The sequence below is a fragment of the Streptomyces vinaceus genome, assembly GCF_008704935.1.
GTDB classification, from domain to species: domain Bacteria; phylum Actinomycetota; class Actinomycetes; order Streptomycetales; family Streptomycetaceae; genus Streptomyces; species Streptomyces vinaceus.
The window spans coordinates 6,073,009-6,091,134 of sequence record NZ_CP023692.1; the positions used below are offsets into that span (position 1 = coordinate 6,073,009).

An 18,126-nucleotide genomic window follows, 5' to 3' on the forward strand; every position below is an offset into this window, starting at 1 on the left:
AGATGACCGCAGTGACGGGGGAGGCACCCCTCCAGGGATCGGGCCTGCTCGGCCAGCCGCTGGACGCCCGCGAGGATCCGCAGCTGCTGCGCGGCGAGGCGGTGTACGTGGGCGACATCAACCTGCCCGGCACCGCCCACATGGCGATCCTCGGCAGCCCGGTGGCCCACGCGAAGATCCTCTCCATCGAGACCAAGGCCGCGGAGCAGATGCCCGGCGTGCTGAAGGTGGCCACCGCGGCCGACTTCACCGACGTGATGCCGCTGCCCTGCATCTGGATCCCCGGCGGGGTCGAGAGCCACTTCCCGCCCCACCCGTACGGACTCCCCGGCGCCCGCCCGGTCCTGACCGGCGACGCCGTCCGGCACGTCGGCGACCCCATCGCCGTGGTCGTCGCCGAGACCCCGCGCCAGGCAGCCGCCGCGCTGGCCGCCATCGCCGTCGAGTACGAACCGCTGCCCGTGGTCACCCGGGCCGACGCGGCACTCGCCGAGGGCGCGCCCCAGCTGCACGAGGCCGTACCGGGCAACCTGAACGCGTACTGGACCTGCGGCGACAAGGACCGCACCGAGGCGGCCCTCGCCGAGGCCGAGGTCAAGGTGGAGCTGGACCTCGTCAACCAGCGCACCATCAACAGCCCCATCGAGCCGCGCGGCGCGGTCGGCGACTACAACGCCGCCACCGACGAGTACACGTTGTACGCCTCCACCCAGGGCCCGCACAACCACCGCTTCCTGCTCGCCGCGCTGGTCCTCGGCATCCCGTTCAACAAACTCCGGGTGATCGCCCCGACCGTCGGCGGCAGCTTCGGCACCAAGGGGTACCTCTACCCCGACATGGCGCTGGTCCTCCTGCTCTCCAAGGCGCTCCGGCGGCCCGTGAAGTGGGTGGACACCCGCACGGGGCTGATGAACTCCACCGTCCAGGGCCGCGACCACCGCCAGCACGTGGTGCTCGCCGGCACCCGCGACGGCCGGATGACCGGCCTGTGGGCCACCAGCTACGCCAACCTCGGCGCCTACCCCTCCACCATCGGCCCCGGTGTCGCCACCGCCCTGATGGGCCGTTCCATCAGCGGCATGTACGACATCCCGGCCGCCTTCTGCGAGGTGTACGCCGCCTTCACCAACACCGTCTCGCTCGGCGCCCAGCGCGGCAGCGGGCGGGCCGAGGCGGCCTTCCTGATGGAACGGCTCGTGGACCGCTTCGCCGCCGAGATCGGCATGGACCCGGCCGCCGTGCGGCGCAAGAACCTGGTGCCGAACGAGAAGTTCCCGTACGACAACGGCCTCGGCTGGACTTACGACTCCGGGGACTACCAGGTGAACTTCGACAAGGCGATGGCACTGTCGGGCTACGCCGACATGGCCGCCCGCAAGGCCGAGGCCCGCACCCGCGGCAAGCGGCTCGGCGTGGGCATCGCCACCTACGTCGCGATCTGCGGGGTCGGCCCCTCCACCCGGATGTCCCAGGAGGGCATGCTCGGCGGCACCTGGGAGAGCGCGAACATCCGCGTCAACCCCACCGGCGAGGTCACCGTCACCGTCGGCTCCGCCTCCACCGGCCAGAGCCACCACACGGTCTTCGCGCAGGTCGCCGCCGACGAGCTGGAGATCGACCCGGCGCTGGTCCAGGTGTACGAGGGGGACACGCTCAAGGCCCCGTACGGGCAGGGCACCTACGGCTCGCGTTCCTACAGCATGGCCGCGCCCGCCGTCGCCCTCACCGCCCGGAAGATCAAGGCGAAGCTGGTCAAGGCGGGGGCCGTGTTCCTCGGCGTCCCCGAGGAGAAGGTGGTCTACGCGGGCGGCAAGGTCTACGAGGAGGGCAACGAGGAGAACGCCAAGACCTTCGCCGACCTGGCCATGGCCATGTGGTACGGCTGGGGCCTGCCCCACGAGATCGAGCCCGCCCTGGACGAGACCACCCACTTCGACCCGCCGGACTTCAACTACCCCTTCGGCACGCACGTGGCGGTCGTCGAGGTGGACGAACTCACCGGCGAGACCGAGGTGGTGGCCTACACCGCCGTCGACGACGCCGGCAACATCGGCAACCCGAAGATCGTCCTCGGACAGATCGAGGGCAGCATCACGCACGGCCTCGGCCAGGCGCTGATGGAGGCGGCCGTATACGACGAACAGGGGCTGCTGCTCAGCTCCGACCTCACCACCTACGCCCTGCCGCGCGCCGCGGACGTGCCGTTCTTCACGCTCGGCAAGACCACCACGCCCACCCCGCACAACGCGCTGGGCGCCAAGGGAGCCGGCGAGATCGCCACCGTGCCGCCGGCCGCAGCCGTCGTCAACGCCGTCGTCGACGCCCTGTCCGACCTGGGCGTACAGCACATCGACATGCCGCTCACCCCCGAGAAGGTCTGGCGGCGCCTGAGAGGGGAAGCCCAGTGATCCTCACCGAGTTCGACTACGTCCGGCCCTTCGGCCTCGACGAGGCCCTGGCCCTGCTCTGCGGCACCCGGGGCGCCCGGGTGCTGGCCGGCGGCCAGAGCCTGCTGCCCGGGCTGCGCTCCGGGGAGGACACCGCCCGGCTCCTCGTCGACGTACGCCACCTCGAAGAGCTCCGCGGCATCGAGCGCACCGACGACGGCATCCGGATCGGCGCGCTGAACACGCTCGCCGAGGTGGCCGCCCACCCGGTGGTCCTCGCCGAAGCCCCGGAAGTGGCGGCCGCCGCCCGGGCCAACGGGGACCCCCAGGTCCGCAACCTCGGCACCGCCGGCGGGAACCTCGCCGCCGCGGGGCGCGCCACCGACCTGCCGGTCGCGGCCATCGCCGCGGACGCCCGGGTCGAGCTGGCCGGACCCGGCGGGCGGTGGACCGTGCCCGCCGAGGAGTTCGCGGACTCCGGGGTACCGGCCGGGGCCGTGGTCACCGCTCTCCTGGTGCCCGCCGCCGGGCAGGCCGCCGCCTTCGAGAAGACCGCCGACCGGGCCACCCGCTACCCGGTCTGCGCCACCGCCGTACGCATCACCCCCGACGGGCCGCGCATCGCGGTCACCGGGGCCACCGCCCGCCCGCTTCGGCTGCGCGGGGTGGAGGAACGGCTCCGCGGGGGCCCGTACACGACCGAGGCCGTGCTCGCGGCCTTCCGCGCCGAGCCCAGGGAACTGTTCGTCCCCGGGCGCGGCACCTCGGCCGAGTACCTCGGCCACCTCGCGGGGGTGCTCGCCGCCCGCGCGCTGCAGAGGGCAGACCAGGCCCTCGCCTGAACCGCCCACCACGGGGAGTTGACGCAGTGGCCGAAATGTCCAGGACGACCACGGGGGTACCGGCCGGCCCGGCCGCCGAGGCGGCCGCGGCCCCCAGAGGCTCCGGCTTCTGGGTGGTCGGGGCGGTGCTCGTCCTGCTGATGCTCTCCTCGTCCGTACCCTCCGCCCTCTACGTGCTCTACCAGCAGAGATGGGGTCTGTCCTCCGGCACGATCACGGTGGTCTTCGCCCTGTACGCCGTCACCGTGCTGATCGGCCTCCTGCTGTTCGGATCCCTCTCGGACACCTTGGGCCGGCGCCCCGTGCTCGGCGGCGGCCTGGTCCTGGCGATCGTCTCCATGGGGCTGTTCGCCGGGGCGCAGGGGCTCGGGCTGCTGCTCGCCGCCCGCGCCGTGCAGGGGCTCGCGGTGGGTCTGGCCACCGGGGCGATGGGCGCCGCCCTGCTCGAACTGGCCCCGCGCTCGCGGCCGGCGCTCGGCGCCCAGGTCAACAGCGCGGGGCCGACGGTGGGGATCGGGCTCGGCGGGATCGGGGCCGGGCTGCTCGTCCAGTACGCGCCCGCCCCGACCGTGCTCAGCTACCTGCTGCTCGTCGGCGCCTTCGCCGTGACGTTGGTGGGGGTGTTCAGGATGCGTGAGAGCGCTCCCGGGGCGCGCTCCGGCGGCCGGACGCGGATCAGCGCCCGCCGCATCCACGTCCCGGCCGCGGTACGGGGCCGCTTCGCGGTGCTCGTCCTGACCATCGTCGCCGTCTGGTCGGTGGGCGGCTTCTACCTCTCGCTCGGGCCGCACCTGGCCCTCTCGCTGCTCGGCAGCTCCAACTACCTGGTCGGCGGGGCCACCGTGGCCCTGCTCGCCGGCGCGGCCACCGCGGCCCAGCTCCTGCTCGGCCGGGTGGAGCCCCTGCGCACGGCGGTCCTGGGCCTGTGCGGGCTGCTGGCCGGGCTGGGCCTGGTCCTGCTCGCGCTGGGACTGCGCTCGGCCCCCGTGTTCCTGGTGGGCACCGCCGTACTCGGCGGCGGCTGGGGCGCCGCGTTCCTCGGCTCCTTCCGGGCGCTGAGCACGCTCGCCGAGCCGGAGCACCGCGGCGAACTGACCGCCGCCGTCTACGTCTTCGCGTACCTCGCGATGAGCGTTCCGGCGGTCCTCGCCGGGATGCTCACCAACATCCACGGCCTGCACCGCACCTCGGTGGGCTTCATGGCCGCCGTCGCCGGGGTGTGCGCGCTGGCCCTGTTCGTCACGGTGCGGCTGGCCGCCCGCACCCGGGCCGAAGGGAGCACGACATGAAGGCTGCCGACATGAGCACCGCGGAGCTGCGGTCGGCGCTGCTCGGGCTGGAGATCTTCGCCGGGCTCACCGAGGACCAGCTGGACTGGCTGGTCTCCGTCTCCGAGCCCCGCGTACTCGCCGACGGGGAGGTCCTCTTCCGCGACGGCGAGGAGGCCTCAGGCTTCCACGTCCTGCTCGCGGGCGGGCTCGTCGTCACCAAGGTCGTCGACGGCCGGGAGGAGGTGCTGACCCGGCACTCCACCGAGGAGGAGAGCGCCGCCGCCGAGGAGCACGACGGGAAGCCCTCCGCCGCGCACCGCTTCACCGGCGAGCTGCCGCTGCTGACGGACGGGTCGTACGTGGCCACCGCGGCCGCGAGCGGGCCGGCGACCACCGTCGTCGCGTACCCGAAGCCGGTGTTCTTCGAGATGCTGACCCGCTGCCACGGGGTGGCGGCGGTACTGATCCCGGTGCTGGCCTGGCGGATCAAGTCCTCCGAGGTGCAGGCCCGCAAGCGGGCCACCGTCGAGGCGCTCGGCACCCTGGCCGCCGGTCTCGCCCACGAGCTGAACAACCCCGCGGCCGCGGTGGCGCGGGCCGCGCAGGAGCTGGCGCCCGCCCTGGAGGGCCTGACCAGGACCGCTCAGGCCTGGGGCGCAGCGGCGACGGGCGCGGAGCGCTCCGTGTTCGACCGGCTGGCCGAGGAGCTCGACAAGCTGCCGCCGCCGGCCACCACCGACCCCTTCGCCCAGGCCGACGCCGAGGAGGAGATCGCCGACTGGGCCGAGGAGGCGGGCACCGAGCGCCCCGGGCTGCTCGGCTCGGGGATCTCGGACCTCGGGCTGGAGCTGGGCTGGCTGCTGGAGCGGCTGGAAGGGGTCGGGGAGCCGGCCCTCCCCGCCGCCCTGGACCATCTGGCGGCCCTGCTGGAGATCCGCTCGCTCGCCGCGGAGCTGCGCGCGGCCGGACCCAGGATCTCCCAACTCGTGGCCGCCACCCGGGATTACGCCAATCTCGACCGGGCCCCCGAACAGCGCTTCGCGGTGGCCGACGGGATCGAGAACACGCTGGTCGTGCTGCGTTCCAAGCTGGCCGGGATCGCCATCGTGCGTGAGTACGAACCGGATCTGCCCGAACTGACGGGCTATCCCAGCGAGTTGAACCAGGTGTGGACCAACCTGGTCGACAACGCGGCCGAGGCGATGGAGGGCGCCGGCACCCTCACCCTGCGGGTGCGCGCCGAAGGCGTCTGCCTGGTCGTGGAGATCACCGACACCGGGCGCGGCATCCCCGGGGACTCCCTGCCGCGGATCTTCGAACCCTTCTACACGACCAAGGACGTGGGGAAGGGCACGGGTCTCGGACTGCACCTCAGCTACCGCATCGTGACCCAGCGCCACCACGGCTCGATCACCGCGCGCTCGCGTCCCGGCGAGACCCGGATGGTCGTCCGGCTGCCGCTCACCACGGCCGCCGCCTGCGCCGAAACACCTGATGAGCCCCTCTCCGAAAGCCCCACCACCAGTTGAAAGAACGGAGTCGACATGGCCACGTACGACATCTCCAAGCTGCACCCGGTGTTCGTCCGCCAGATGGACGCCCTCGCCGCCCTGGACATCGAGGCGGTGATGAAGAACTACACCGACGACGCGGTGCTGGTGCGCTTCGAGGGCGCATCGGTCGGCATCGACGCGGTGCGCGAGACCTTCACGGGCTACCTGTCGGTCAAGCCGACCCTCGTGGAGCTCCAGGAGTACATCGAGACCGACGACACGATCTTCTACCGGGCGATCATGAACCTGAACGGCGAACCGGAGCACGCGTTCGGGACACTCGTGGTCCGCGATGGCCGGATCTGGCGCCAGACCGCCGGTTTCGGCAGCTGACCAACGATATCTGGGTAGCGTGTGCGGGGAGGGCGAAGGCAGCGCCCTCCCCGTACGTACAAGCTCCTCCGGCGACCGGGACGGCGCCGGCCGGAACGCTTGGCTTGTGAAATGGCAAAGGGGAGGTCATGGAACGCGAAACCGGGCGTGTCGAGGCATTCAGCGACGGCGTATTCGCCATCGTCATCACGATTCTGGTCCTGGAACTCAAGGTTCCGGAGGAAAAGGGATCGGACTTCTGGCACGGAGTGGCGCAGCAGTGGCCGCACTATGCCGCATACGTGGTGAGTTTCCTCATCATCGGCGTGATGTGGGTGAATCACCACACCATCTTCAGTCACCTGAAGCGGGTCGACCGGCCGCTGTTGTTCCTGAATCTCCTGGTGCTGATGGTGGTATCGGTGATTCCGTACACCACCACCGTGCTCGCCGAGCACCTCGTCGAGGAAGGCGGCTCCGCCAACGCCGCCGCGATCCTCTACAGCTCGGTCACCGTCGCCTACGCGCTGGCGTTCCTGGCCTTCTGGTGGTACGTCACACGGGTCGGCCACCTGTTCCACGAGCGGGTCGACAGGGACGGCGCCCGGGCCACCCGCGTACGCTTCGGCCTCGGCGCCGTGGCATACCCCTTGACCGTCATCCTGTCCTTCTTCTCCGCTCCTCTCACTCTCGCCGCACACTTCCTGATCGCGCTCTACTATGCGGCGAACCAGATCCCGATCCCCCTCGTGGTAGAGGAAGAGCGGCTCGAATCTGCGAGCGACCTCAGGAAGTAGCCGCCGGGGCCTACGGCCGCTCAGTACGGTCAAGTAGGGTATTGGATCTAGTGGTCGCGGGGGAGGCCCAGATGGCTCGCGTAGTCCTGCCGGAGGATTCCACCAAGGAAATCTCCGAATTGATCGACGTCCTGATCTCTCTTTTCTTCGAATCCTTACCCCGGCGGGACCAGCGAAACTGGGCCCGCGTTTATCTCAACGGCCTCGTGCGGACCAGTGGGAAGAAAACAATCCGTAACATCGCCGGAACCGGAGCGAGCTCCGTCGAGCAGAGCCTCCAGCAGTTCATCAGCAAGTCCCCCTGGGACTGGACCCCGGTGCGCCGCTCCCTCGCCCAGTACCTCGAACGCACCGCCCAGCGCCCGCTGGCCTGGGTGGTCCAGCCCATGGTCATCGAGAAGGCCGGCGACCGCTCCGTCGGGGTCGGCCGGCAGTTCGTCCCCCAGCTCGGCCGCACCGCCAACTGCCAACAGGCCAGCGGCATCTGGCTCGCCTCCAGCGAGGCCAGCTTTCCCGTCGAATGGACCCTCACCCTCCCGGGGCCCTGGACGAACGAGCTGATGCGCCGCCGGCGGGCCGGCATCCCCGACACGGCCCGCTCGCTCACCCCCGCCCAGGACGCCGTACACGCCGTCCAGCGGATGGCCGCCACCTGGCAACTCCAGCGCCGGCCCGTGGTGATGGAGGTCGCCAACACCGACATCCCGCAGAGCATCGAGTCCTTCGCCCTGCAGGACATCCCCTTCGTCTTCAAGGTCGACGGCTCGCTGCCCGTCTCCTTCGGCGGCGCCGGCCGGCACAAGCCCGGACCGCACACCGCGCCCGCCCGGGAACTCATCGACTCCCTGCGCTCCCAGCGCCGCGTCGTCGAATGGACCCGGCACGGCCGCGCCGAGGGAGCCGTCACCCTGCTGACCTCGGCCGCCATCCTCGCGACCCCCGGCGAGGACCGGCCCGTACCGATGCCGCCCACCCCGCTGCTGCTCGTCGGCGCCTGGACCGAAGCCGCCCTGCTGCCCTCCGAGTTCTGGATCACCAACATCGGGGACCGGCCGCTGGCCCAGCTGTTCCTGCTCGCCAAACTCACCGACCGGGTGTCCCTCGACTTCACCGAGACCTGCGAACCCGTGGGCATCCGCGACTTCGAGGGCCGCTCCTTCCGCGGCTGGCACCACCACGCCACGCTCGCGAGCGTCGCCCACGCCTCGAAGCTGCTCAGCGCCCGCGGCCGGGTCCCCGACGGGTTCCCCGGCACCGGCCGGGCCGCCCTCGGCGCGGCGCCGCCCGTCCGGCCGCGCACCGGAGCGCCCGCTCCCGTACCGCGGACCGGACCGCCGGTGCTGCCGCCGCGGCCGCTGATCCCCGGCCAGAGCGCGAGACGCGAGTACATCCGCTGATGCTCGACATCGCCGAGGAACTACGCGCGTGGTGTGCCGCGCACCGGGAATTCGCCCTGGCCACCGTGGTCGCCGTCACCGGCAGCGCGCCGCGCGGCCCGGGCGCCTCGCTCGCCGTCGACGCCGGCGGCACCGCGCTCGGCTCCATCTCCGGCGGCTGCGTGGAGTCGGCCGTGCACGAGCTGTGCCTCGACGCCCTCGCCTCCGGGGAGGGCGGCGTGCACCGCTTCGGCTACAGCGACGACGACGCCTTCGCCGTCGGCCTGACCTGCGGCGGGATCCTGGACGTGCTCGTCACGCCGGTGCGCGGCCACGATCCGGTGCGGCCCGTCCTCGGTTCCGTGCTGGAAGCCGCCGCCGGCGGGGGCCGGGCGGCGCTGGCCCGGGTGGTCTGCGGCCCACCGGCGCTGCTCGGCCGGGCCCTCGCCGTCCACCCGGACGGATCGTACGAGGGCTGCCTGGGCGGGGGCGCGGCCCTGGACCGGGCCGCCGCCGTGCACGTACGGGACCTGCTGCTGGCGGGGCGCACCGGGACCGCCGAACTCGGCACCGCGGGCGGCCTGTGCGGGCAGCCGCTGACGCTGCTCGTCGAATCGGCCGCCGAACCGCCCCGCCTGATCGTCTACGGGGCCATCGACTTCGCCTCCGCCCTCGCCCGCATCGGCGCCTTCCTGGGCCACCGGGTCACCGTCTGCGACGCCCGGCCCGTCTTCGCGACCCCGGCCCGCTTCCCCGACGCCGACGAGGTCGTCGTGGACTGGCCGCACCGCCATCTGGCAGCGGAATGGGAGGCCGGACGGGTGGACTCCCGTACCGCGGTCTGCGTCCTGACCCACGACGCGAAGTTCGACGTACCGCTGCTGGCCCTGGCCCTGCGGCTGCCGCTCGGCTACGTCGGAGCCATGGGATCGCGGCGCACCCACGCCGCCCGCGAGCGGCGGCTGCGCGAGGAAGGCGTGCCGCCGGCCGCGCTCGCCCGCCTGCGCTCGCCCATCGGACTGGACCTCGGCGGCGCCACGCCCGAGGAGACGGCCCTGGCCATCGCCGCCGAGTTCACGGCCGCCCGGTACGGAGGATCGGTCCTGCCCCTGGCGCACCGCCCGGGTCCGGTGCATCGTGAGAGGACCAAAGTCCCCTAGGGCCGTGCCGGCGGTCCCGTAGGAACAGACCACACGGCCCGGTATGTCCTGGACGATCAGCCGGGGCGGCATTGATACCGGGCCGTGGGAGAATGAAGTACGTGCGTTTCCCCGGCCGCCCGTCGGGGCCGCAGCCGGATCCTTCGATCGACTGGGATGTTCAGCACGTGCGTTTCCTCAATGACCAGAAGCCGCCGTACGACCTGACGTACGACGATGTATTCATGGTGCCGAGCCGCTCCGCGGTCGGTTCCCGCCAGGGCGTGGACCTCTCTTCGCCCGACGGCACCGGCACCACCATCCCGCTCGTCGTGGCGAACATGACCGCCATCGCGGGCCGACGCATGGCCGAGACGGTCGCCCGCCGCGGCGGCATCGTGGTCATCCCCCAGGACATCCCGATCGAGGTCGTCACCGACGTCATCTCCTGGGTCAAGACCCGCCACCACGTGCTCGACACCCCGATCACCCTGGCGCCCACCCAGACCGTCGCCGACGCGCTGTCCCTGCTGCCCAAGCGGGCCCACGGCGCCGGTGTCGTCGTCGACGCCGACGGCCGCCCGGTCGGCGTCGTCACCGACCACGACCTGACCGGCGTGGACCGCTTCACCCAGCTCTCCGAGGTCATGTCGAAGGAGCTCCTGCTCATCGACGCCGACATCGACCCCCGCGAGGCCTTCAACAAGCTCGACGCCGGCCACCGCAAGCTGGCCCCGGCCGTCGACAAGGACGGCAAGCTCGTCGGCCTGCTGACCCGCAAGGGCGCGCTGCGCGCGACCCTGTACACCCCGGCCACCGACGCCGACGGCAAGCTGCGCATCGCCGCGGCCGTCGGCATCAACGGCGACTTCGTGCAGAAGGCCAAGCAGCTGCTCGACGCGGGCGTGGACACGCTCGTCATCGACACGGCCCACGGCCACCAGGAGTCGATGATCAACGCGATCAAGGCCGTGCGCGCGCTGGACCCGCAGGTCCCGATCGTGGCGGGCAACATCGTGGCCGCCGAGGGCGTCAAGGACCTCATCGAGGCCGGCGCCGACATCATCAAGGTCGGTGTGGGCCCGGGCGCCATGTGCACCACCCGCATGATGACCGGCGTGGGCCGCCCGCAGTTCTCCGCGGTGCTGGAGTGCGCGGCCGAGGCCAAGAAGTACGGCAAGCACGTGTGGGCCGACGGCGGCGTCCGTCACCCGCGCGACGTGGCGATGGCGCTGGCCGCCGGTGCGTCGAACGTGATGATCGGCTCCTGGTTCGCGGGGACGTACGAGTCCCCGGGCGACCTCCAGCAGGCCGCCGACGGGCGCTTCTACAAGGAGTCGTTCGGCATGGCGTCGGCGCGCGCCGTGCAGAACCGCACCTCCGAGGAGTCCGCGTACGACCGGGCCCGCAAGGGTCTGTTCGAGGAGGGCATCTCCACCTCGCGCATGTTCCTGGACCCGGCCCGCCCGGGCGTCGAGGACCTGATCGATTCGATCATCGCGGGCGTCCGCTCGTCCTGCACCTACGCGGGCGCCGGCTCCCTCGCGGAGTTCGAGGAGAAGGCCGTGGTCGGCGTCCAGTCGGCGGCCGGCTACGCCGAGGGCAAGCCGCTGCACGCCAGCTGGAGCTAGGGTCCGCCGGACACCCCCTCGTCCGCGCCTTCCCGGTGGCCCCGGGCCCGTCCACCACGGACGGGCCCGGGGCCACCGGCGTTCGCGGGGAACCGCTCGGCGCGCCGTTCGACCGGTCGGCGCAGGTGGCGGGCGGATACGCCATGCGGCGGATAACTCCGGGCGCCGGGTCCGTCACGCTCAGGTCATCCGACGTGGAAGACCCGGAAGGGGCACACCGTGACGACCACCACCCTCTGCCGCCGCACCGACGCCCACGCCCTGGCCCGCCTGCACGGCGAACACGGCAAGGCCCTCTACGGGTTCCTCCTCGGTCTCACCTTCGGCGACCGGCACCGCGCCGAGGACCTCCTCCAGGAGACCCTCTTGCGCGCCTGGACCCACCCCGAGGTGCTGGAGAGCGACCACGCCTCCATGCGGCCCTGGCTCTACACCGTAGGCCGGCGCCTCGCCATCGACGCCCGCCGGGCCCGCCAGGTCCGCCCCGCCGAGGTCGGGCCGGACGCCCTGGACACCTACGCGCCCACCGCCGAGGACGGCACCGAGCGGGCCGTCACCGTCCTCGACGTCCGCGGGGCGCTGAGACTGCTCAGCCCGGAGCACCGCGCCGTGCTCGTGCAGATCTACTTCCGCGGGGCCTCGGTGTGCGAGGCCGCCGAAGCGCTCGGCGTCCCCGCCGGGACCGTCAAGTCCCGTACGTACTACGCCCTGCGCGCCCTGCGCCAGGCCATGCCCGGCTACGGTCCGGGTCACGGGGGCGGCCCCGGCGCCGCCTGCGGCCCCGACCGCCGCGCCGCCGCCTGAGCTGCCACCGCCGCCCGCGAGCGGACCTGGAGCTTCGCCAGGATGTGCGAGACGTGCGTCTGGACCGTCCGGGCCGACAGGAACAGCGCGCTCGCGATCTCCGGATTCGAACGGCCCTGCGCGACGAGCAGGGCCACCTTCAGCTCCGCCGGAGTCAGCGCCTCCCACCCGTTCGCCACCCGCCGCCGCGCCGAGCGGCTGCCGCGCCGCACCCCCAGGCTCCGCAGCCGGGCGTCGGCCCGCGCGACGTCCCACCGCGCGCCCAGGGCCTCGTACGCCGCCACCGCCCGCGCCAGCGCCGACCGGGCCGCCGCCAGATCCCCGTGCCAGGCCCGGGCCACCGCCAGGTCCTCCCAGGCGTGGCCCAGCACCAGCGGCCGGCCGCCGCGCTCCGCCCGTTCCAGCGCCCGCGTCAGCAGCTGCGGGTCCTGTGCGAAGAGCCCCTCGCAGCGCAGCAGCGCCAGCGCCGGCCCCGGGTACTCGGCCAGCGCCGCCGCCGTCCGCCGACAGGCCGCCACGGCGGTCCGGGCCGTGGCCGAGTCCCCGCACTCCAGGGCCAGCCGGACGATCTCCGACAGCATCCAGGGGCGCTCGTACGCCCTCGCCTCCTGCGGTCCGTCCGCGAGCGCGGGCAGCAGCTCGCGCACCGCGCCGGCCGGGTCGCCCGCCCGCTCCGCCACCAGGGCCCGCGCCAGCAGCACGTGCCCGCTGTAGCGGCGGGCCGCCGGGGCCTCGAACGCGGCCTGCGGGAGCCGGGCCAGCTCGGCCCGGGCCGCCTCGCGCTCGTCCCGGTGGCCCCGTACGAGTGCCCGCAGCCCGTGCACCACCACCGGCAGCCAGTTGTCCGAGACCGGCAGTCCGTCCGCGCGGTCCACCCCGGCGAGCGCCGCGTCCCAGTCGCCGAGCCGGTAGTCGAACTCGGCCCGCAGGACCTCGGTCACCACCAGCCGCCCCGTGGAACCGGTGGCCAGTGCCAGCTCCCGCGCCTCGCGCAGCGCCGCCGCGACCGGCTCGGGCTCGTCGAAGCTCGCATGGCCCTCGGCCTGGTTGGCCAGGAGCAGCAGCCGCATGTCGTTGGCCTCGGGGCCGCGCCGGGCCCAGGCGATCCCCTCGGCGACGTGGCGCAGCGACTCCCGGCCGCGGCCCAGGTGGAAGAGGGCGAAGGCCATCGCGTGGTGGGCCTCCGCCCCGCACAGCGGATCACCCAGCCGGGCCGCCCGCGCCACCACCGGTACGGCCAGGGCGTGGGCCTGCGCGGGGGAGCCCCGCTCGGCCAGCGCCAGGACCCGGCAGGCCTCCAGCCGCAGCCGCAGCGCGGGGGAGGGGACCGGCTCCGCGAGCGCGTCCTCCGTGACGGCCAGCGCCCGGCCCATGTCCCCCTGGATCATCAGCGCCGACACCAGCTTGAAGGCCAGCTCCGCCCGGGCCCCGGGATCCTCGGCCCGCTCGTGCAAGGTGGCCAGGAGCTCCGCCGACTCGGGGCGGCGCAGCATCAGGGCGGCGTCCGCGAGGCTCCCCTCCAGGGCATCCCGGTCCTCGCGGCCGGCCCGGCCCACGGCCCGCTCCAGCAGTTCGGCGGCCGCCTCCGGCGCCGCCGCGATCAGGGGCTGCGCCGAGTCCGCCAGCCAGTGCACCGCCCAGCGCTCCAGCGGCCCGCCCGCCAGCAGCTGTTCGGCGGTGCGGGCCGGATCGTGCCCGGCCGCGGCGAGGGCGGCGGCCGCCTCCTGGTGGAGGGCGGAGCGGGCGGCCCGGGGCAGCTCCGCGTACAGGGCCCGGCGCAGCGCGGGATGCCGGAACCGCAGCTGCTCACCGGAGTCCTCCAACAGGGCGGCGAGCAGCGGCTCTTCCAGCTCGTCCAGCACCTCGCGCGCGGGCCTGCCCCGTACGAGGGCCAGCTCGCGCGGCGTGAAGGCCGGGCCGAGCAGGGCGGCATGGCGCAGCGTGGTGTAGGCGGCGCGGGAGAGATAGCCCAGGCCCCGGGTGAGCGATCGCGGCGGCTGCGGCAACTCCGCCTCCGGCAGGACGAGTTCCGCCACGGGGCCCCCGCCGACCGGGGCATCGTCCGCGCCGCCGCCGCCGCCGCCCCCGCCGCCGCCGCCGTCTCCGTCCCCGTCCCCGTCTCCGCCGCCGTCTCTGTCCCCGTCCCCGTCCCCGGTCGTGGCCTCGGCCCCTGCGCCGCCGGTGGTCTCGATCAGGCGGGACCAGTGCGCGGTCAGCTCCCGCAGGAGGGCGGGGTTGCCGCCCGCCTGCGCGGCGGCCCGGCGCAGGCGCGGGCCGGGGGGCGCGCCCAGCAGCCGGTGGAGGAGCTCCTCCGACTCCGGCCCGGTCAGCGGTTCCAGCCGTACGGTGTGCCCGGCCGGGCCCGCGCCGAGCCCCGCGCACAGCTGCTCCACCTCGGGGCGCCGGGGCAGCGGCCGCCGGGTGACGGCGAGCCGCAGCGGCAGCCGGTCCGCCTCCCGGCCCAGGCGCCGCCACAGCAGCAGGCTGGCCGGATCCGCCCAGTGCACGTCGTCCAGCACCAGCAGCACCGGGCCCCGTGCGCACCACTGCCCGACCCCGGACACCATCAGGTCCATGGCCGCCAGCCACGCCCCGCCGGGCCGCCGTGCCTCCCGGGCCTCGCGGAGCAGGTCGATCACCGCCGCCCGGTCGGCGCCCTCGGGGTGCAGGCAGTCCAGCGCGGCCCGCAGCGGCAGCTCCGCGGTGAAGGGCTCGGCGGCCGCGTACCGCACCCGCAGGCCCAGTGCGCCCGCCTCGGCCAGCGCCTCGCGCACGTACGCCGTCCGGCCGGCCCCGGGCTCGCCCTCCACGACCAGGCGGCCGCCCCGGCCCCGCGCCCCGGCGCGGACCCAGTCCCGTAACTCCTCGCGCTGCGCTTCCCGCCCCACCCGCACGCGGCGAACCTCCCCGACCGTCCCCCGCCCGACCGCCGGGGCAGCCCGGCGGTCGGGCAAGGATCGCACGCCCCGGCCCGGTCAGTACCGGGACGGTTGCTGACCGGGGCCTGAACTATGCACGCCCGCTCGGTACTTGGGAATGCGCAGGGAGATCTTCATGCCCGCGCCCACGCCCGTCTCGATCACCGGCCCGTAGGCGTCCCCGTACACCTGGCGGATCCGCTCGTCCACGTTCGTCAGCCCGATGCCCGACGAGGAGCCGCTGCGCTCGCCCGCCAGGATCCGGCGCAGCACGGCCGGATCCATACCGACCCCGTTGTCCTCGATGGTGATCAGGGCCTCCGCGCCCGCGTCCCGTGCGGCGATCGTGATCAGGCACTCCTCGGTGGAGTCCTCCAGCCCGTGCTTGACGGCGTTCTCCACCAGCGGCTGGAGGCACAGGAACGGCAGCGCCACCGGCAGCACCTCGGGCGCCACCTGGAGGGTCACCTTCAGCCGGTCCCCGAACCGGGCGCCGGCCAGCGCCAGGTACTGCTCGATGGAGCGCAGCTCCTCGGCGAGGGTGGTGAACTCGCCGTGCCGTCGGAAGGAGTAGCGCGTGAAGTCGGCGAACTCCAGCAGCAGGTCCCGGGCCCGCTCGGGGTCCGTGCGGACGAACGAGGCGATCGCGGCCAGGGAGTTGAAGATGAAGTGCGGGGAGATCTGCGCGCGCAGCGCCTTGATCTCCGCCTCCATCAGGCGGGTGCGCGAGCGGTCCAGCTCGGAGAGCTCCAGCTGTACGGAGACCCAGCGGGCCACCTCCGTCGCGGCCCGCACGAGCACCGCCGACTCCCTCGAACCGTAGGCCACGAGGGCGCCGAGCACCCCGTCCTCGCCGGTGAGCGGGGCGAACACCGCCCATTTCAGCGGGCAGTCGGGGCGGGTGCACTCGGTCCGCACGCTCATGCTCCGGCCGGAGTCCAGCATCACGGCGACCCGGGCCATCGCCCGTCGCTGGTGGTGGTCGGCGCCCGGCCCGTCCCAGGCCAGGACGGACTGCCGGTCGGTGAGGCACAGGGCCTCCGTGCCCAGCAGCGAGCGCAGCCGTCTGGCGGCCTTGCGGGCGGCGTCCTCGGTGAGCCCGGCGCGCAGCGGGGGAGCGGCCAGCGAGGCGGTGTGCAGGGTGTGGAAGGTGGCCCGCTCCACGGGGGTGCCCAGGTCCGGACCGCTCGCCCGTTCACCGCGGCGGGCGTGCCGGCGGCCGCCGGCCCAGCCCAGGCCCAGCAGCAGGGCCGCGCCGGCCACGGCCAGCACCGTGAGCAGTGCTCCGGTCATGGAGCACCGCCCGCGCGGCCGCCCGGACCGGACGCGGAACCGGCCCCCGTCACGCTCTCCGGCAGGTGCAGCCGGGCCAGCGTCGCCGCCGTCCCCGCCGGGATCCGCGACCGGGTCGCCAGCGATACGAGCACCATCGTCAGGAAGCCCAGCGGCACCGACCACGCCGCGGGCCACGCCATCAGCGTGTGCACCCACCCGTCCGGCGGCAGCCCCGCCCGGGTCGCCAGCACCGCGCCCAGCGCCGCCCCGCCCCCGATGACCAGCCCGGCCACCGCGCCCGGCGGGGTCAGCCCGCGCCACCAGATGCCCAGCACCAGCAGCGGGCAGAAGGACGAGGCCGAGACCGCGAAGGCCAGCCCCACCGCGTCCGCCACCGGCACGTCCGACAGCAGCACGCTCCCGCCCAGCGGCACCAGCATCGCCACCAGCACCGCGATCCGGAACGTCCGTACCCCGCGCGTCGCCAGGACGTCCTGGTGCAGCACCCCGGCCACCGCCATGGTCAGCCCCGAGGCCGTCGACAGGAACGCGGCGAAGGCGCCCCCGGCCACCAGCGCCCCCAGCAGGTCCCCGAGCACCCCGCCCACCATCCGCTCCGGCAGCACCAGCACCGCCGCGTCGGCGTCGCCCGTCAGGGCGAGCTCCGGGGCGTAGGTCCGGCCCAGTACCCCGTACACCGGCGGCAGCAGGTAGAAGCAGCCGAGCAGACCGAGCACCACCAGCGTGGTGCGCCGCGCGTCGCGGCCGTTCGGGCTCGTGTAGAAGCGCACCGCGACATGGGGCAGGCCCATCGTGCCGAGGAAGGTGGCCAGCACCAGCCCGTACGTCGCGTACAGGCCGAGCGCCGGCCGGCCCCCGCCCATCGGCTCCGACCAGCGTGCGGTGTCGCGCCGCGAGGTCGGCCGGGTCTGCGGAACCCTGGTGTCGGGGGCGAACTCCAGCCGCGCCCCCGCCCGTACCGCGTGCTCCCCGGGCTCCAGCGTCAGCGGGGCGGCGGTGTGGGCGCGCCCGTCGACCTGACCGGTGACCTTCAGCGGGAGCGGCGCGTCCAGGGAGATCCGTACGTCCTCGGCGAGCGTGACGGCGGTGTGCTCGCGGAAGACCGCCGGGGCGTCGAAGGAGGCGCGCGGCGCCCCGTCCCCGGCCCACGCGGCGAGCAGGAAGAAGGCGGGCACCAGCAGGGCGGTGAGCTTGAGCCAGTACTGGAAGGCCTGCACGAAGGTGATGCTCCGCATCCCTCCGGCCGCGACCGCCGCGACCACCACGAACGCGACGACCACCCCGCCCACCCAGTGCGGCGCCCCGGTCAGGATCTCCAGGGTCAGCCCGGCGCCCTGGAGTTGCGGCAGCAGGTACAGCCAGCCCACCCCGACCACGAACAGCACCGAGACCCGGCGCACCGTCAGTGACTCCAGCCGGGCCTCGGCGAAGTCCGGCAGCGTGTACGCCCCCGAGCGCCGCAGCGGAGCCGCCACCAGCGCCAGCAGCACCAGGTACCCCGCCGTGTAGCCGACCGGGTACCAGAGCATCTCGGGCCCCTGGAGCATCACCAGTCCGGCCACCCCGAGGAAGGAGGCCGCGGAGAGGTACTCCCCGCTGATCGCCGCCGCGTTGAGCCGGGGCCCCACCGTCCGCGAGGCGACGTAGAAGTCGGAGGTCGTCCGCGATATCCGCAGTCCCAGGGCCCCGACCAGCACCGTGACCAGGACGACGACGGTGACCGCGGTCAGCGCGTACGTCTGGTTCAAGGCTCGGTCCTCATCGCCCGGGGGAGGGGGTACCGGAGTCTACGCAGGCCCC

At 73.9% G+C, this 18,126-nt stretch carries 13 protein-coding genes; 10 read left to right on the forward strand and 3 right to left on the reverse strand.

The genetic code is table 11. The features are described from left to right. Nucleotides 1-2 precede the first annotated feature (2 nt). From CP980_RS27515 to CP980_RS27560, 10 genes are all read left to right on the forward strand, one after another. Nucleotides 3-2,408, forward strand: coding sequence for a xanthine dehydrogenase family protein molybdopterin-binding subunit (locus CP980_RS27515; RefSeq protein WP_167535881.1), 2,406 nt, complete (start codon nucleotides 3-5; stop codon nucleotides 2,406-2,408). Next, nucleotides 2,405-3,229, forward strand: coding sequence for an FAD binding domain-containing protein (locus tag CP980_RS35280; protein WP_167535882.1), 825 nt, complete (start codon nucleotides 2,405-2,407; stop codon nucleotides 3,227-3,229). Before CP980_RS27515 ends, CP980_RS35280 begins: the two co-directional genes overlap by 4 nt. A gap of 35 nt (nucleotides 3,230-3,264) precedes the next feature. Beyond that, a complete protein-coding gene (locus tag CP980_RS27525; protein WP_150529285.1) occupies nucleotides 3,265-4,518 on the forward strand; it encodes an MFS transporter in 1,254 nt (417 codons plus the stop codon). Continuing rightward, entirely contained in the window at nucleotides 4,515-6,029 is a 1,515-nt protein-coding gene (locus CP980_RS27530; RefSeq protein WP_150529286.1) for an ATP-binding protein, read from the forward strand. The genes CP980_RS27525 and CP980_RS27530 overlap by 4 nt, the downstream gene beginning before the upstream one ends. A 15-nt stretch (nucleotides 6,030-6,044) precedes the next feature. Beyond that, nucleotides 6,045-6,386, forward strand: coding sequence for a nuclear transport factor 2 family protein (locus CP980_RS27535; RefSeq protein WP_132761184.1), 342 nt, complete (start codon nucleotides 6,045-6,047; stop codon nucleotides 6,384-6,386). A 128-nt stretch (nucleotides 6,387-6,514) separates the two neighbouring features. Continuing rightward, nucleotides 6,515-7,162, forward strand: coding sequence for a TMEM175 family protein (locus CP980_RS27540; protein ID WP_099893808.1), 648 nt, complete (start codon nucleotides 6,515-6,517; stop codon nucleotides 7,160-7,162). A gap of 71 nt (nucleotides 7,163-7,233) precedes the next feature. Further along, nucleotides 7,234-8,559, forward strand: coding sequence for an IS701 family transposase (locus CP980_RS27545; protein WP_132761185.1), 1,326 nt, complete (start codon nucleotides 7,234-7,236; stop codon nucleotides 8,557-8,559). Further along, nucleotides 8,559-9,698 (forward strand): XdhC family protein, encoded by a 1,140-nt coding sequence (locus CP980_RS27550; protein ID WP_150529287.1) that lies wholly within the window; start codon nucleotides 8,559-8,561, stop codon nucleotides 9,696-9,698. Before CP980_RS27545 ends, CP980_RS27550 begins: the two co-directional genes overlap by 1 nt. Before the next feature lie 167 nt (nucleotides 9,699-9,865). Further along, entirely contained in the window at nucleotides 9,866-11,308 is a 1,443-nt protein-coding gene (locus tag CP980_RS27555; protein WP_189999121.1) for a GuaB1 family IMP dehydrogenase-related protein, read from the forward strand. A 219-nt stretch (nucleotides 11,309-11,527) separates the two neighbouring features. Continuing rightward, complete coding sequence (locus tag CP980_RS27560; RefSeq protein ID WP_132761187.1) at nucleotides 11,528-12,112, forward strand: sigma-70 family RNA polymerase sigma factor; 585 nt, start codon at nucleotides 11,528-11,530, stop codon at nucleotides 12,110-12,112. Here CP980_RS27560 and CP980_RS36420 read toward each other — a convergent pair. From CP980_RS36420 to CP980_RS27575, 3 genes are all read right to left on the reverse strand, one after another. Continuing rightward, complete coding sequence (locus tag CP980_RS36420) at nucleotides 12,058-15,006, reverse strand: AAA family ATPase (protein ID WP_167535883.1); 2,949 nt, start codon at nucleotides 15,004-15,006, stop codon at nucleotides 12,058-12,060. The two genes, CP980_RS27560 and CP980_RS36420, sit on opposite strands and share 55 nt — an antisense overlap. An 81-nt stretch (nucleotides 15,007-15,087) precedes the next feature. Continuing rightward, nucleotides 15,088-16,323, reverse strand: a complete 1,236-nt coding sequence (locus tag CP980_RS27570; RefSeq protein WP_150529289.1) for a sensor histidine kinase — start codon at nucleotides 16,321-16,323, stop codon at nucleotides 15,088-15,090. Continuing rightward, the gene (locus CP980_RS27575; protein ID WP_150529290.1) at nucleotides 16,320-18,074 is read right to left on the reverse strand and encodes a sodium/solute symporter; all 1,755 of its coding nucleotides are present in this window, start codon (nucleotides 18,072-18,074) and stop codon (nucleotides 16,320-16,322) included. The genes CP980_RS27570 and CP980_RS27575 overlap by 4 nt, the downstream gene beginning before the upstream one ends. Nucleotides 18,075-18,126: the final 52 nt, after the last annotated feature.

What these genes read in the sequence shown, in the direction of transcription:
- CP980_RS27515 (WP_167535881.1), top strand. Translation starts at nt 3, where the DNA reads ATGACCGCAGTGACGGGGGAGGCACCCCTCCAGGGATCGGGCCTGCTC.
- CP980_RS27525 (WP_150529285.1), top strand. Translation starts at nt 3,265, where the DNA reads ATGTCCAGGACGACCACGGGGGTACCGGCCGGCCCGGCCGCCGAGGCG.
- CP980_RS27530 (WP_150529286.1), top strand. Translation starts at nt 4,515, where the DNA reads ATGAAGGCTGCCGACATGAGCACCGCGGAGCTGCGGTCGGCGCTGCTC.
- CP980_RS27535 (WP_132761184.1), top strand. Translation starts at nt 6,045, where the DNA reads ATGGCCACGTACGACATCTCCAAGCTGCACCCGGTGTTCGTCCGCCAG.
- CP980_RS27540 (WP_099893808.1), top strand. Translation starts at nt 6,515, where the DNA reads ATGGAACGCGAAACCGGGCGTGTCGAGGCATTCAGCGACGGCGTATTC.
- CP980_RS27545 (WP_132761185.1), top strand. Translation starts at nt 7,234, where the DNA reads ATGGCTCGCGTAGTCCTGCCGGAGGATTCCACCAAGGAAATCTCCGAA.
- CP980_RS27550 (WP_150529287.1), top strand. Translation starts at nt 8,559, where the DNA reads ATGCTCGACATCGCCGAGGAACTACGCGCGTGGTGTGCCGCGCACCGG.
- CP980_RS27570 (WP_150529289.1), bottom strand. Translation starts at nt 16,323, where the DNA reads ATGACCGGAGCACTGCTCACGGTGCTGGCCGTGGCCGGCGCGGCCCTG.